At 31.8% G+C, this 15,871-nt stretch carries 13 protein-coding genes; 2 read left to right on the top strand and 11 right to left on the bottom strand.

Annotation, left to right across the window (positions count from 1 at the left end; translation table 11 throughout):
- Positions 1–188: 188 nt before the first annotated feature.
- The 9 genes from ACCQ40_RS06925 to ACCQ40_RS06885 form a co-directional block, all read right to left on the bottom strand.
- A complete protein-coding gene (locus ACCQ40_RS06925; RefSeq protein ID WP_394011228.1) occupies positions 189–2,150 on the bottom strand; it encodes a sodium-translocating pyrophosphatase in 1,962 nt (653 codons plus the stop codon).
- Positions 2,151–2,330: 180 nt separating this feature from the next.
- Positions 2,331–2,558, bottom strand: a complete 228-nt coding sequence (gene rpsR, locus ACCQ40_RS06920) for a 30S ribosomal protein S18 (RefSeq protein WP_394011227.1) — start codon at positions 2,556–2,558, stop codon at positions 2,331–2,333.
- Between the two features lie 21 nt (positions 2,559–2,579).
- Positions 2,580–3,131 carry a single-stranded DNA-binding protein gene (locus ACCQ40_RS06915; protein WP_394011226.1) on the bottom strand — a complete coding sequence of 184 codons (552 nt, stop codon included), beginning with the start codon at positions 3,129–3,131 and terminating at the stop codon, positions 2,580–2,582.
- Positions 3,132–3,135: 4 nt separating this feature from the next.
- A complete protein-coding gene (gene rpsF / locus ACCQ40_RS06910) occupies positions 3,136–3,420 on the bottom strand; it encodes a 30S ribosomal protein S6 (protein ID WP_394018729.1) in 285 nt (94 codons plus the stop codon).
- 96 nt (positions 3,421–3,516) lie between these two features.
- Complete coding sequence (locus ACCQ40_RS06905) at positions 3,517–4,464, bottom strand: P1 family peptidase (protein WP_394018731.1); 948 nt, start codon at positions 4,462–4,464, stop codon at positions 3,517–3,519.
- Positions 4,465–4,505: 41 nt separating this feature from the next.
- Positions 4,506–5,195 carry a beta/alpha barrel domain-containing protein gene (locus ACCQ40_RS06900; RefSeq protein ID WP_410033164.1) on the bottom strand — a complete coding sequence of 230 codons (690 nt, stop codon included), beginning with the start codon at positions 5,193–5,195 and terminating at the stop codon, positions 4,506–4,508.
- Positions 5,196–5,245: 50 nt separating this feature from the next.
- Complete coding sequence (locus ACCQ40_RS06895; protein WP_410033163.1) at positions 5,246–6,403, bottom strand: nucleotide sugar dehydrogenase; 1,158 nt, start codon at positions 6,401–6,403, stop codon at positions 5,246–5,248.
- Between the two features lie 91 nt (positions 6,404–6,494).
- Positions 6,495–7,784, bottom strand: a complete 1,290-nt coding sequence (locus ACCQ40_RS06890) for a dicarboxylate/amino acid:cation symporter (protein WP_410033162.1) — start codon at positions 7,782–7,784, stop codon at positions 6,495–6,497.
- 106 nt (positions 7,785–7,890) lie between these two features.
- Complete coding sequence (locus ACCQ40_RS06885) at positions 7,891–8,955, bottom strand: alpha-glucosidase C-terminal domain-containing protein (protein WP_410033161.1); 1,065 nt, start codon at positions 8,953–8,955, stop codon at positions 7,891–7,893.
- A gap of 87 nt (positions 8,956–9,042) precedes the next feature.
- Between ACCQ40_RS06885 and ACCQ40_RS06880 the strand changes: the two genes are divergently transcribed.
- Both ACCQ40_RS06880 and ACCQ40_RS06875 read left to right on the top strand, forming a co-directional pair.
- Positions 9,043–11,772, top strand: a complete 2,730-nt coding sequence (locus ACCQ40_RS06880) for an ABC transporter ATP-binding protein/permease (RefSeq protein WP_410033160.1) — start codon at positions 9,043–9,045, stop codon at positions 11,770–11,772.
- Positions 11,773–11,823: 51 nt separating this feature from the next.
- On the top strand, positions 11,824–12,726 hold the full coding sequence (locus tag ACCQ40_RS06875) for a diacylglycerol/lipid kinase family protein (RefSeq protein ID WP_410033159.1): 903 nt from the start codon (positions 11,824–11,826) through the stop codon (positions 12,724–12,726).
- A gap of 62 nt (positions 12,727–12,788) precedes the next feature.
- Here ACCQ40_RS06875 and ACCQ40_RS06870 read toward each other — a convergent pair whose 3' ends face one another.
- Positions 12,789–13,955: a M20 metallopeptidase family protein gene (locus tag ACCQ40_RS06870; RefSeq protein WP_410033158.1), complete on the bottom strand. Its 1,167-nt coding sequence runs from the start codon at positions 13,953–13,955 to the stop codon at positions 12,789–12,791.
- 336 nt (positions 13,956–14,291) lie between these two features.
- A complete protein-coding gene (locus tag ACCQ40_RS06865) occupies positions 14,292–15,527 on the bottom strand; it encodes a YkvI family membrane protein (protein ID WP_410033157.1) in 1,236 nt (411 codons plus the stop codon).
- Positions 15,528–15,871: the final 344 nt, after the last annotated feature.

Here is a 15,871-nt window from a genome sequence, read left to right as displayed (position 1 = left end):
AAAATAATATATTTTTATGATTATAAGCAAGTGTACTTAATTATCTTTATAGATAATTTTGCTATAAATCAAATATATTACCTATGATATTTAAACATATTTACTTTTTGTTGTCAATGAAGTTTATTATTAGTAGTAAATAAACATAAAAAAACGGAGGAAATTCCTCCGTTTTTATCTTCTACTTATTAGATAAATAATCCAGCAAATACTACTGAAACTATTGTCATAAGTTTAATTAGGATATTTAGAGATGGTCCTGATGTATCTTTGAATGGATCACCTACTGTGTCTCCTACTACTGCTGCCTTGTGAGCATCAGATCCTTTACCACCTTCTACACCAGATTCGATGTATTTTTTAGCGTTATCCCAAGCACCACCAGCGTTTGACATAAAGATTGCCATCATAACACCTGTTACTAGTGCTCCTGCTAAAAGTCCACCAAGGGCATAAGGTCCAAGGATAAGTCCAACTATAATAGGTACTATAATTGCAAGTACTCCTGGAATAATCATTTCTTTTAGAGATGCTGTTGTAGAAATGTTTATACAATTTGCATAGTCTGGCTCTCTTTCACCAGCTAAGATTCTATCATCTTCTCTAAATTGTCTTCTAACTTCTTCAATCATTTCACTAGCTGCTTTTCCTACTGAGTTCATTGTTAGAGCTGAGAATAGGAATGGTAGCATACCACCGATAAACATACCAGCAACTACTCTACTATCTAGGATAGAGATTGCTTCAAGGTTGATTGATTCTGAGTATGTGATAAATAATGAAAGCGCAGTTAAGGCTGCAGATCCGATTGCAAAACCTTTACCAATGGCTGCTGTTGTGTTACCTATTGAGTCAAGTCCATCTGTAATATCACGTACATTTTCTGGTAGGTAGCTCATTTCTGCAATACCACCAGCATTATCTGTAATAGGACCATAAGCATCTACTGTTACTGTTGTTCCTGTGATTGAAAGCATACCTACAGCTGCAAGAGCAATACCAAATACTCCCATAAGATTAAAAGCAACCATGATTGCAATTGCAATTACAAGGATTGGGAAAACTGTTGAAAGCATTCCTGTTGAAAGACCAGAAATGATGTTTGTAGCAACACCTGTTGATGATTCTTTTGTAATGTATCTTACGTGTCTATATTTATCTGATGTGTAGATTTCTGTTAATAGACCGATTAAAATACCTGCAACTAGACCAGTAATTACTGCAAGTGCTGCACTATAGTTACCAAAGTATTTATTTGATAAAACTAGGGCACCAATTAATACGATAGCTCCTGAAATATATAGTGTACGCATTAATGATTTTTGTGGGTTAGCATGTTTTCCTGCTAAAAAGATTATTGATGCAATAATTGATGCAGCAATACCTATAGATGCTAGGAAAAGTGTAAATTGTAGACCAGCTTCTTCGAAATAAACTAATCCAAGAGTCATAGCTGAGATAATAGCTCCAGCATATGATTCAAATAAGTCAGCTCCCATACCAGCAACATCCCCAACGTTATCTCCTACGTTATCAGCAATAACTGCAGGGTTTCTTGGGTCATCTTCTGGAATTCCTGCTTCTACTTTACCAACAAGGTCAGCTCCAAGGTCAGCTGCTTTTGTATAGATACCACCACCAACACGGGCAAAAAGTGCTACTGATGATGCTCCTAGTGAGTAACCCATAAGGATTGTTGGGTCTTTAAAGTAAAGGAAAGTTAAAATAATACCTATAAATCCTAGACCTGTTACAGCCATTCCCATTACTGCTCCACCAGAAAATGCAACTTTTAATGCACCATCTTGGCCATCTTCGTAAGCTTGGTTAGCACATCTTACGTTACTTGCAGTAGAAACTCTCATTCCTATAAATCCTGCTAGCATAGAAAGAATAGAACCTAGTAGGTAGCAGATCATAATTTTAATATCTAAAAATATTGCTAATAAGATTGCTACTATAACGACAAAAATTGCAATGTATTTATACTCTCTTTTTAGAAATGTCATTGCACCATCTCTGATATAGCTTGAGATTTGTAGCATACGTTCATTACCAGCTGATAATGGATTGATTCTTCTTGTGATTGTCACAATCATGAAAAGAATTGCTAGTATTGCTACTATCAAAGATAAAATCTCTACAGACATATGTCCTCCTTATATAGTTTTTTATATTTATATTGTAATAGTAAATTTGAAATATTACAATTATAAATCATATTAAATATTTTTTATAATAAAAGGACGCTAAAGAGATGCAAGTCTGCATTAACTTTTAGCGTCCTATTTATCGCTTATTGAATTTGTTTTATATTTATAATCTAATTATTAATTTTCTTCGTATGGTAATAATGCAACTTGACGAGCACGTTTGATAGCACGTGTTACTTCTCTTTGGTGTTTTGCATTAAGACCTGTTACTCTTCTAGGTAGGATTTTTCCTCTATCAGAGATAAATCTTTTTAAAGTTTCTGTATCTTTGTAATCGATCACTTTTGAAGGGTCTTTTACAAATGGATCAACTTTTCTTCTTGGTTTATATCTTCTTTGAGCCATGATGTTCCTTTCTTAATATTTTTAGAATGGAATCCTTCCATCATCTTCTATTTCAGTGAAATCATCATCAAAGAAGTCATCATCACTATCAAATCCACCTTGGTTTTGATTGTAAGAGTTATTGTTGTAAGAATTATTTTCTTGATAGCCTGTTTGTGAGTAGTTATCATTTCCATAATCTTGGTTATCACCATAATTAGGGCTATAATTTGAAGAACCACCTTGGTTATCTGAACGAGAACCTAAAAATTCTACGTTATCTGCAACAATATCTGTTGTATAGACTGTTTTTCCAGTTTCTCTGTCTTGGTAAGATCCTGTTTGGATTCTACCCTCAACAGCACATTGACTTCCTTTTCTTAAATATCTTTCACAATTAACAGCTTGAGGACCCCATACATTTATACGAATGAAATCAGCTGTTGGACGATTTTGAGATTCTGCTTCTTGCCTTCTTTCTCTACTCATACGCTTATCAACAGCTAGAGTAAAGTTTGCAACTGATTGGTTTGATTGAGTATATCTTAGTTCTGGATCGCGTACTAGTCTTCCTATAAGTGTTACTCGATTCATTAAATTAGTCCTCTTTTCTGATAACCATGTATCTGATTATGAAATCTGAAAGTCTAAGTCTTCTTTCAAATTCTCTGATATGATCAGGTTCTGATTTGAAGTTTACGATATAGTAATAACCTTCTTTAAGATCATTAATTTCGTAAGCTAATCTTCTTTTACCCCAGTCATCTACATCAGAAACTTCACCATTTTCAGAAATGATTCCTTTAAATCTTTCTAATAGTTCAGTTCTGTCTGCATCTTGCATATCAGCTTTGAAAATTAAAACTGCTTCGTAATTATTCATCTTTTCACCTCCCTATGGTCTATGACCCCGTTAATTACTTACGGAGTAGAGTGTTTACCGCTATATTTTACTACTAAAGCTAGTTTTAGTCAATACTTATATATAATTTTCTTGGTTATGAATTTCATTTAAGCTATAAATAGCATTAGCTATAGCACGGCTCATAACATCAGCCGCCATTACACCTACTAGATTTATATCAGCTTTCACCTCATTGGTTGCAAGGGCAAAAACTGTATCGCCATCAAAGCCAGTATGAACAGGATTTATGGACCTTGCAAAACCATCGTGGGTCATTTGAGCAATTTTTTTAAGTTTAGTTTTATCAAAACTTGCATTTGTTGCTACTATACCTATTGTTGTGTTTTTGTTAGCAAGGCTTGAAAAATCTTTCATTATATTTCTCATAGTATTATTAGTTTTTATCATCTTGCCATCTTTGATAGGTCCTGCTATTTGTATGCCTTTTTCATAGTCATAGATATCACCAAAGGCATTTACTGCAGCTAGAGCTGAAACTTTCAAATCTCCTTCTGTAAGAGTAGCTGAACCTAGTCCTGCTTTCATAATATTTTCCATGCCTAAAATTTTGCCAACAGTAGCTCCAGTTCCAGCTCCTATTATTCCCTGACAATTTTCGTTTAATGACGCATTATTATAAGCTTCTTTTCCCATATTTTTATCTGGCCTTATTTTAGAATTTTTATAGGCTAGGTCAAATAAAACTGCTTGCGGCACTATAGGTACTATCCCTACTCCAACATCTAAACCATATCCATCAGCTTCTAATGCTTCCATAACTCCACTGGCTGCATCAAGTCCATAAGCAGATCCACCACTTAAAATAATAGCATTTACACTATTTACCGTATTTATAGGATCGAGTAAATCTGTTTCACGTGTGCCTGGAGCTGAGCCTCTTACTTCTACTGCACAAGTATTATTTGCTGGTGGAATTAAAACTGTAAGACCAGTACCAGCCTCAAAGTTTTGAGCATGGCCTACTTTTATTCCGTTAATATCTGTGATATATCCCTTATACATAATTCTCCTTTAAAAAAGACCCCACTTAGGAGGCCTACAAATTATTGGGCAACATCTTCGTTTCTATATTTATCCATCAATTGTCCAAATACTTCTGAGCTTGATGGAGCAGTATAGGAAATGGCATTAGCCCCAGCTTCTATGGTTTCTAGGATACTTTCACCTGTTTTCCCACCAGTTGCAATTATTGGGAAGTTTTTGCCTATATCTTTTCTAATCTCTCTTACCAAATCTGCAGTATATCTACCACCAGATATATTTAAAATTTCAGCTCCTGCTTGAATTTTGCCTATATAGTCATCTTCTATACTTGTTACAGTCGCAATAACTGGCACATCGACAAAGTTTGCTATTTCTTTTACATCTTTATTTGGCATTGGAGAATTGACAACTACTCCATAGGCACCTGAAAGCTCAGCATCTATAGCTACGTATTTTGATCTAAGACCTTGAGTAGTTCCCCCACCTACACCTATAAAGCAAGGTACGTTTGATACATCCAAAATTGCATTTGAAATTGAACTTTGTGGGGTATATGGGTAAACTGCCATGATACTATCTGCATTTGAATTTCTAATAATTGCAAGATCAGTTGTAAATAGTAAAGATTTTATTCTCTTTTCAAAAATCATTATTCCTGATGCCTTATAAATCTCTTGTGGTACTTTTATAAAAGATTTTCTAAGTTTGGAGTGCACCAAGGGTATATATTTCTCTTTTTTTTCGCTCATAAAAGTCCTCCTATTTTATCATTTTTTATTTTTACTCTCTAAGGTTTTTATCAATCTTTGTTAAAGATATCTCTAGTATAAACTTTTTCTTTTACATCTTTTAACTTTTCATCTAGTCTATTAGCTACGATGATATCAGCTTTTTTAAATTTATCTAAATCATTTACTACTTTTAGATCTTCAAAGTATGCTTCATCTACATTTGGCTCGTATATGATAATTTCAGTTTTATCTTTAATATTACTTATTACATCAAAAATAGCAGACTTTCTAAAATTGTCCGAATCTTTTTTCATAACTAATCTATATATGCCCACAGTTTGTGGTTTATCTTTTAAAATCCTATCGCTAATATAATCTTTTCTAATTTGATTAGCATCGATAACTGCTCCAAACATCGCATTTGGAACATTTTCAAAGTTTGCATAAAGCTGCTTACTATCTTTTGGTAGGCAATAACCGCCGTAACCAAAGGAAGGATTATTATAGTAATTTCCTATTCTAGGGTCAGCTGATACTCCCCTTATAATATCTTTACTAGATAGGCCTTTAGTTTCTGCAAAAGTGTCTAGCTCATTAAAGTAGGAAACACGCATAGCTAGATAGGTATTTGCAAAAAGTTTTACAGCTTCAGCTTCTGTAGAATCCATAAATAAAACTTCAGGGTCATTTAAGGCTTCCTTTTTATATAAAGTAGCTATTTTTTGACCTAAGTCTGTCTTATCTCCTACAATTATTCTCGAAGGGTTAAGACTATCGGAAAGGGCCTTACCTTCTCTTAGAAATTCTGGGGAAAATATTATGTTTTCACATGAAAATTTTTCCCTTTGTTCCTTACTATATCCTATTGGAATAGTAGATTTAATTAAAATTGGTAAATCTTCATTTTCTTTTTTTATATTTGCTATAACATCATCTACAAAACTTGTATCAAAGTATTGGGTTTCTTCATCATAATTTGTAGGCACTGCAATTATAGCAAGATCACTATCTTTTAAATGATCTTGGTAGTTTTTTGTAGCTAATAAGTTTAATTCTTTTTCCTTTAGATATTTAATAATCATCTCATCGCTTAGGGGTGATTTTTTATCATTTATTAAATCTATTTTATGTTGATCTGTCTCTATCCCGATGACTTCATTTGATTGGCTAAGTAAGATTGCATTAGCAAGACCTACATAACCTAATCCAAAAACTAATATTTTCATAAACTCTCCTTAAATAGTTAAGATTATTTTACAAGAAAAGTTATTTTTTACAATAAAAAAAGCCTGGCAATCGCCAAGCTTTTCATTTACTTTATGCTCTATTAAATATTTCTCTATTTAATTTATTTTCGCTAGCAGCAACTATAAGGGCTGATGAGTTTGCAGCTGTAACATTTGTAGCTGTTCTACCCATATCTGCTAGAGTTGAAATTGGTGCAAGAAGTACAACCATTTCAAGTGGCAATCCCATTGCAGCAAATAATGCTGTTGTTGTAATTGTCGCTGTTCCTGGTACTCCTACTGTTCCTAGGGAAACTAAAAGTGCAACTAAAATTAGTTTTCCATATTCTGCTGGTCCCCAAGCAAGTCCCATAACATTAGCAACAAAGATTGCATTAATTACTGGCCAAAATCCTGCACAACCTGGCATACCCATAGTTGCACCAAGTGGTGCTGTAAATGATGCAATTTCTTCAGAAACTCCCTGCTCTTCTGTTAGATTTTCAACATTGGCAGGAATAGCTCCCATAGATGATTGAGTTGTAAAACCAATCATAGTTACAGGCCATACTTTTTTAAAGTAAGCAAAAGGATTTACTTTTGCAAAAGCAGATACTAGAATACCTGTACTTAAGAAAGTATGAATAGCTGATGCTACATAATTTAATACAAGTATTAAAATAAATGGAGCAATAGCTGTAGAATCTACTCTACCAACTGCATTTGTCATTAAAGCAAGCACTGCATATGGAGTAAGGCTTGTAATCATACTTGTTAGCTTAAAGATAATTTCTGCAAAAGAATTTGTAAATGCTGCAAATGGACGAACTGTTTCTTCTTTTCCAGATTCAATTAATTTTAGAGCAGCTAGACCCACTAAAACTGAAAATATAATAATAGGTACTACTTGGCCTTCAGCAGCGTTTGAAACTATATTTGAAGGGAAAAAATTAGTAATAGTTTCTGCAACTGTTGGCACCTCACGGATTTCAGAATCAACTGGTACATCAAAGTGTACTCCTTGGCCAATCTTAAAAGCAACTGCAAGGATAAGACCAATTAAAGATCCCAATACATTATGCAAACTTAAAATACCAACTGACTTTAGACCAACTGATCTAAGCTTTGTAAGGCTTCCTGTATTTAGCATAGTTCTAACTATGGTAGTTAGTAGAAGTGGGATAACCATAGCATAAAGTAGATTTACATAAATACTACCAAAAATTGATACATACTCTGTATTACCTCTAAAAACAAATCCTAAAATAAGACCTGCTATAGTACCGGTAATTACTCTTAAACCAAATGATACTCCTCTTTCTTTCATTTGGTGGAGTATATAAAATAATACTAGAGTTACTAGTACGGCAACAAATTTCATAATTCCTCCTATAATATTTTATTATGATAATTATTATTTTAACATTTTAGAATTATAAATACAAATATTTTTATAAAATATTTCACTTCCATAATATTTTTATAAATTATTTTATAAAGGCTATAAATTCATAGGGTCTTAATAGAAGATTTTTTACAATCCTGCGCCTACCATAATTTCCTATAAGATAGTTAAAATCATTTATGTCTATAAAGTGAAATCTTATGTCAGCAAGTATTTCCTTTTGAGTAAAATTTGCAAATACTATAATTTTATTATCTTTATAAGTTCTAACAAAAGCGTAAATATCTGGATCTTTATTAAAAATTTCTCTGTAAGTTCCTTTACTTATTACTTCATTACTAGTTTTTATTTTTATCAATTTTTGGTAAAAGTCAGACGTTTTATTAGTTTGCTCCAGGATTTTATAATCATTTGAATAAGTTTTATTATCAAAAATCCCCATTTCTTCAAATTTATTTAAAATAATGCTACCCTTTAAGAAGAAACTTATACCAGCAAGCAAAGATCTAGTTAAAAACGGGAAATTTTTATTATTTATAAAGTTCACCAAACCGTTATTTGTGGAGTAAAGCTGGTTTATACCTTCATTTTGACTAGCAGAAAGATATTTTTTAGTATCTACTAAATTTTTAGTTTCTTTTACTAAGTATTTGTTATAAATATAGGAAAAATTATTGTAATCTCTGGAAGCGATATATTTTTGGTATATAAGATCAGCTGTATCTACTTCGCCTATGCTGATAATATTTTTATCAGCAAGAGTATTTTTGCTCAACTCCCTTATATAAAAACTAGGATTCTTATCAAATAGATTTTCAAAGTTTGTAAAATAAAAACCAGATAAGCCATATTTTTTTAAATAATTTATAAATTGGTAAAAGGACTTACGGATTTTAGGATCACTCCATTTTAGTCTACTATCAAGATTTAATAATAAAGCAGATATGTTTGTCACATCTATTTTTACTATTATTCTAATACCTTCACTTTCTAGGATATTATTTAAGGACAATACTTTGTTTATAATTTCTTCATCAATTTTAATAAAGGGATCTATTAAAATAGCATTTATTCCAAGTTTTTGGTAGTATTTTATTTTATTAACAATATCTATTTGATTTTCCTTATAAATTACTAAATTTCCCATATTTTCTCCTCTAAAATATATTACATTTTACTTTAGTTTTGACAAATTTTTAAGGTATAATATGTTGGTCAAAGAAAGAAGGTAAAAATGTTAACTTTAAAAAGTATCTCTAAAATATACAAAACTGGGAACTTTGAACAAAAAGCCTTAAATGATGTTTCTATATCCTTTAGGCAAAATGAATTTGTTTCTATCCTAGGTCAATCAGGTGGTGGAAAAACCACTCTTTTAAATATAATTGGTGGGCTTGATCACTACACATCTGGTGATCTATTAATAAATGGTAAATCTACAAAAAACTTTACTGATAATGATTGGGATTATTATCGTAATGTGTCAGTAGGTTTTGTTTTTCAATCATACAACCTTATTAGCCACCAAAGTATCTTATCTAATGTAGAACTTGCCCTAACCTTATCTGGTGTTTCGAAAGATCAGCGAAAAGACAAAGCTAGAGCAGCTTTAGAAAAAGTAGGTCTTGGTGAGCATATAAATAAAAAACCATCAGAATTATCCGGTGGACAAATGCAAAGAGTTGCTTTAGCTCGTGCTTTGGTAAATAATCCTGATATAGTCCTTGCAGATGAGCCAACAGGAGCTCTTGATACAGAAACCAGCAAGCAAATTATGGAATTATTAAAAGAAATCGCCAAAGATAGATTAGTAATAATGGTAACTCACAATCCAGAGCTTGCAGAGGCTTACTCAACTAGAATTGTTCGTATCAAAGATGGACAAATAATTGGTGATAGTAATCCGTATCACGAAGTAAATGAAGAAGATAATTTTAAAACTAGAAAAATAAGGTTAGGCCTTCCTACTGCTATTAGTTTATCCTTTAATAACCTTTTAACCAAAAAGGCAAGAACATTTTTAACCGCCTTTGCAGGATCTATAGGAATTATTGGTATAGCCCTTATTTTATCAATATCAACTGGAGCCAATGACTTTATAGCTGATAGCCAAAGAAAAGCACTAAAATCTTATCCTATCCAAGTTCAAAAACAATCTGTAAATCTAGGAAATTTAATAACTCCACTCAAAACTGAAGAAAAAAGTCACACAGATGATAAAGTATATACAAATAACTTCATCCTAGATCGCAGGTCAGACTTTGCATCTAATGTTAAAGAAAATAACCTAACTCCTTTTAAAAAATTTGTTGAGGAAAATAGGGATGATTTAAAACAAAACGTCGGGTCAAACTTTATAACCTATCTTTATGATATGAACTTTGATATATTTACCAAAGACCCAAATGGAGAACTTGTAAACACAAATGGTGAGGACTTTGAAGAAAATAAACAACCACCAATTGCTGATTTATTTACTCCAAAACAAGATAATAAAAACTTTACCCAGCTAATAAGCTCGGATGACGGAAAAGTAAGTCCAATAATCACTGATGAATATGAAATAGTTGATGGACATTGGCCAAAAAATGCTGACGAATTAGTATTGTTTACAGATTATAATAATGAAATATTTACAGGTCAAATGTACGAGCTAGGATTTTTACCAGCCAAAGATTACAAAGAAATTATTTCAAAACTAGATAATAATGAAAAAGTATCCCTTGATAATATCGGCATAAAACCACAAGATATCATTGGTCATGAATATAAAATCGTATCTCCTTCTGACTATTATGAAAAAGAAGGCGATAGCTTTATAAATGTAAAAGATGATGAAGTAAAAGTAGACGATATTGTTGACAAAGGCGTAAGTGCAAAAATAGTTGGTATTGCAAAAAGAAAAAGTAATGACGATAACCAAGTAGTAAATGGAACAGTTGGCTTTACAGAAGGTCTAACAGATATGATGATAGACCATGCTAACGATTCTGAAATTGTAAAAGCGCAGGTAGCTGATAAAGATAAAAATGTCTTAACCAACTTACCATTTAGTGCAAAAAATGATGACGATAAACAAAAATCTGCAAGATATTACTTAGAAAACTTAAACGAGAAAGATTCTCTAAGTTTTTCTACTTGGATAGTTAGAAATAAGCCAGAAGTAGCTGAAGAAGCACAAAAAAAAGCAGAAGCAATGGCGCAACAAACTATGGCAAACCCTACCCAACTAAATGAGCAAAATAATACAGCAAATCAAGGCAATAACCAAAATCAACTTGCCCAGTATGTTTTAAATAAAAATGACAAAAAAACTTTGATTGATGTCTATGATGAGTTTTTATCAGGCAATTCTTATAATAAAAACCTAGAAGCTCTAGGAGTAGTAAGCAAAGATGCACCAGCAGAAATAGATATCTATGTAGAAAACTTTGAAAATCGTGAAAATATCAAAAATGTAATCGACAAGTACAATGAAGGAAAAAGCGAAAAAGAGCAAATCACCTACACAGATTATATAGGGTTGATTACCAAGTCTGTTACAGATATCATAAATGCAATTTCCTATGTATTAATAGCCTTTGTCGGTGTTAGCCTTGTAGTTTCATCAATCATGATAGGAATCATTACCTACATTTCAGTATTAGAACGTACTAAGGAAATAGGTATCCTAAGATCAATTGGTGCTAGCAAATCTGATATCAGAAAAGTATTTATGTCAGAAACCTTTATTATAGGACTACTATCAGGCCTAATAGGTATTGGAGTGACCATGCTATTAAATATACCAATTACAAATCTAATTAGAAATCTAACAGGAGTAGATTATATATCATCTACCCTCCCACCACAAGCAGCAGGTATTTTGGTCTTAATATCAGTTTTACTTACACTGATTGCAGGTATTATTCCATCAAGTATGGCAGCCAAAAAAGACCCAGTAGAAGCACTTAGAGAAGAATAGAAAATAAAAGCTAGCCAATAGGTTAGCTTTTTTTATGGTAAAATTAGTACTATGAAAAAATTGTTTTTAATAAGCTCTAATGCAGGAGCAACTGAATTTTACTTTAATAAAAATGATATAGAAAAAGTTTACAAAAACCATGGCAAAGAAGATGAAATTATAGTTTATGAGACAAAATACAAAACCCACTTAGAAAAAATAGTAAATGACTTTATAAAATTAGATTATAAAGATAAAATAATTATTCTTTTAGGTGGAGATGGCTCATTAAACGAAGTAGCAAATCTATGCTATGGTCATGATATAGCCCTAGGATTAATACCAACAGGAACCGGCAATGACTTTGCAAAAAATTTTGACTACAAAAACTTTAAAATAGAAGATACTTTTAATATAAATATAAAACCCATCGACCTTATAAAAATAAACGATAAATATTGTGTAAATATAACAAGCCTAGGCTTTGATACAGAAGTTTTACTAAGGGCCTACCAATATTTAGAAAAAGATAAAACACTGGGAAAAAGAGCCTATATCAAAGCAGTTAGAGAGCAAGTATTTCATTTAACTTACAATAATTTATCCATGGACCTAGTTTTGGCAGATGATAGTAAAATAAGTTTTAAAGATGAATTTTTAATCTCTGCCATCTGCAATGGCTCCTACTACGGATCAGGATTTAATCCAGCTCCAGCTGCTAAAATCGATGATGGAATCATAAACATAGTTTTAGCAAAAAAATTCCCCAAACTTGCATTACCAAGTTTAATTTTAAAATATAAAAAAGGTAAGCACCAAAGCTCAAAATACCTAAGTGAATTAAAAGTAAAATCAGGAACTATAAAATCCGATAAAGAGTTTTTGGCAAATATAGATGGGGAGATATTTAAAGATAAGAAAATAAACTTTGAAGTAGTTCCTAAAGCTATAAATTGGGCATACTTTTATAAGTAAATTTAAAATTAAAAAACTTCTTAAGATTAATGTTCTTAAGAAGTTTTTAATTGCCTATAAACTTAATTTTCAAAATACCTTTTAGTATAATTTATAAAATATTCTGATCCAGTTTTTAATACTTTTTCATCTATAACAAATTTTGAGTTATGGTGAGGATGCTCTTCTCCTTCTACTTTTGCTCCTAAAAACATCATTGCCCCTGGGATTTCTAAAAGATATTTTGCAAAATCCTCTCCACCCATTCGTGGCTTGCTAGCTACTACTTTGTCTTCTCCGACAATTTCTTTTAAAACATCAAAGCCTAGGTCTGCAGATGCTTTTTCATTTACAGTAGCTGGTGTTCCAAAGTTATACTCGAAATTATAGCTAGCTCTATTGGCTTCACACACTCCTTTTACAATTCTTTCTATTGTTTCAGGAAATTTTTCTCTTAGCTCATTATCAAAGGCCCTGGTTGTTCCTAGTAAGGTAGCTGAGTCAGGGATCACATTTTCGCTATTACCTGAGTTAAAAGAAGTTACTGATAAAACCATAGGGTTTGTAGGTGATATTTCTCTGGATGAAATATTATTTAGATTTTGAACTAAAAGGGATCCTATAGTTATCGGATCTACAGTATGGTCAGGCTCTGAGCCATGGCCACCTTTTCCTAGCACTTCTATTTTGAAAGTATCAGCTGATGCCTTAATTGGCCCCTCTTTTATTGATGTGAATCCTTCTTCTAAGGCACTACTTATATGAAGGGCAATAATTCTATCTACGCCTTCTTTTTGTAATATTTTTTCTTCCATGACATGCTTTGCACCAGAATCTTTTATAAATTCTTCTGCAGGTTGAAATAATAATACTACCTTTCCTATCTCATCTTTGATTTCTTGAAGTTTTTTTGCTGCTCCTAAAAGGATGGCTGCATGAGTATCATGGCCACAAGCATGCATTACTCCATCATTTTTTGATTTGAAATCAAGGTCAGTTGCTTCACAAATAGGAAGGGCATCTATATCAGCTCTAATAGCTAAAACTTTACCCTCCTTTTCTGGATTGATTACTCCAAGCACTCCAGTTTTAACAATTTTTTTGACTTTAATGCCTAGTTTTTCTAGTTCATTTAAAATATAGTCTGAAGTCTTTTCCTCTTGCCAGCTTAATTCTGGATTTTGGTGAAAATATCTTCTGTGTCTGATAATATAGTTTTCTAAATTCTTGTCTACGTATTTATATGTCATTTTTCCTACCTTTACTTACTTTTATTATGATTAAATACTAATTGTATATTCTATCAATGATATTGGTACAAGCTTGCAAATTGCAAATATCTTGTTTATAATACTTAATAACATTATTTTCTAAATACTTACTTGTTATTGTTAATTCAAAATTTACAGTTCATACCCTCCTCCGTACATTGTTAAGCATTATACTTTTAGCAATAATATAAATCAAAAATATTAATAAATATTTAAAGGAATTTAGTCTGAAATAGTAAAATTCTATTAAATCTAGATTTAAAAAAAGCCATTTAAAGATGGCTTCTTTTTACTTGTATAATATTTAGTTTTTCTTTAACCTTCTTCTAGTTCGCTTCTTGCAAAATCTTCTGCTGCTTGCTCTATTTGCTCGTTATCTATATTTGATCTTTCTATTAATTTTTCTAATCTCTTTTCATCTTCTTTACTAAAGTCTTCATTATCATCTACTTTTTTTCTCATATAATGGCTAATGCCTAAACGCTTGTAGGATTCGTATTTTATAGCAGATCTTTCTTTATACCAAGCTGCTACTAATACTATCATCATAAGGATGCCTACATATCCAATTATTGGGTAAAATATTGAAACTAATTCTTTAAATCCACCAAAGCTTAATACAAAACCGATTAGGGTTAAGACTATTAAGAATATTTTAAATCTTTTTTCTTCGCCCTTGGAAAACCTACGTGCTAGGGCATAAAATAGAGAGATTCCTGTATTAAATATCATTCCAAATATTACTAGAGCCATTAGGACTCCTAAAATAGGGTTTATATCTTCAATGATATATAGCATTGGTATATCAAGCTTACCTACTTCACCTACTCTTATAAAAAGGGTAAACGATATTAAAATACCAAGTATTCCTGCTATTGCTCCACCTAATAGTCCACCTATTCCTGCATCTTGGGTATTTAATTCTTCTCCACCTAAAACAAGCCCCATGGAAACTCCACTCATCAAACACATTCCATAATAGTTAAATGTGGAAAATATTACACTATTAAAGTTTGATGGCACTTCTATGGCCATATTATTTAATTGATTCCAGTTTGGATTATAGTTAAAGAATGTGTATAAAGAACCTATTAGTGTAAAAATAATTATCAGTGGTGTAAAAGACCCTATAATTTTGGATACTTTTTCAAAGTCCATCATCCCAATTACGATTATAAGACCTGCACTTATAACTTGGCCAATCCATTTTTTAATGCCAAAGGCTTCATTTAAATTTGATCCAGCTCCAGCTATCATTACAAAGCCTATTACAAAGCAAGTAAATATTAGAGAGTAATCCATAAATTTACTCATGTACTTATTGGTAATTTCTCCAAATACTTCTGAATGATCTGTTGCCATATAGTGAGAGCCTAATTGTAAAAGTACTCCCCCTATTAATGTATGTAATAATCCTACCACTCCTGCTCCAACAAGGCCTGGTATCCCTAATGAAACAAAGTATTGTAAGAGTTCTTGCCCTGAAGCAAGGCCTGCTCCTGTAACTACTCCTACATAGGCTAACATTATTACTAATGATTTCTTATTCATATTTCCTCCATTATATATAGTATACTTTTTTATAGAAATATGTAAATTATAATTAATATTTTAAAATTTGATTAAAGTAATTTAAAGTAATTTGTATTAATTTTTACTACTTGTTATAAAGTCTTTAATAAATTTGCATAAAAAAAGAGCAAGCCTAAGCTTACTCTTTTAGTTTATAAATATAATCTAGAATTGTAATTATCTCGAAGAGTCTGAAACTCTTCTCGCTTAGTTATGCGGATCTGGCTTTGCCTTATCTCGCAGATGATAGATTAAAATCCATCAACCATGATGTTGTCCTCTCGAAGAGTCTGTGACTCTTCTCGCTTAGTTTTTCGGACTCA

The organism is Anaerococcus cruorum (genome assembly GCF_046365495.1).
GTDB lineage: Bacteria > Bacillota > Clostridia > Tissierellales > Peptoniphilaceae > Anaerococcus > Anaerococcus cruorum.
This window is presented reverse-complemented; position numbering and strand designations above follow the sequence as displayed.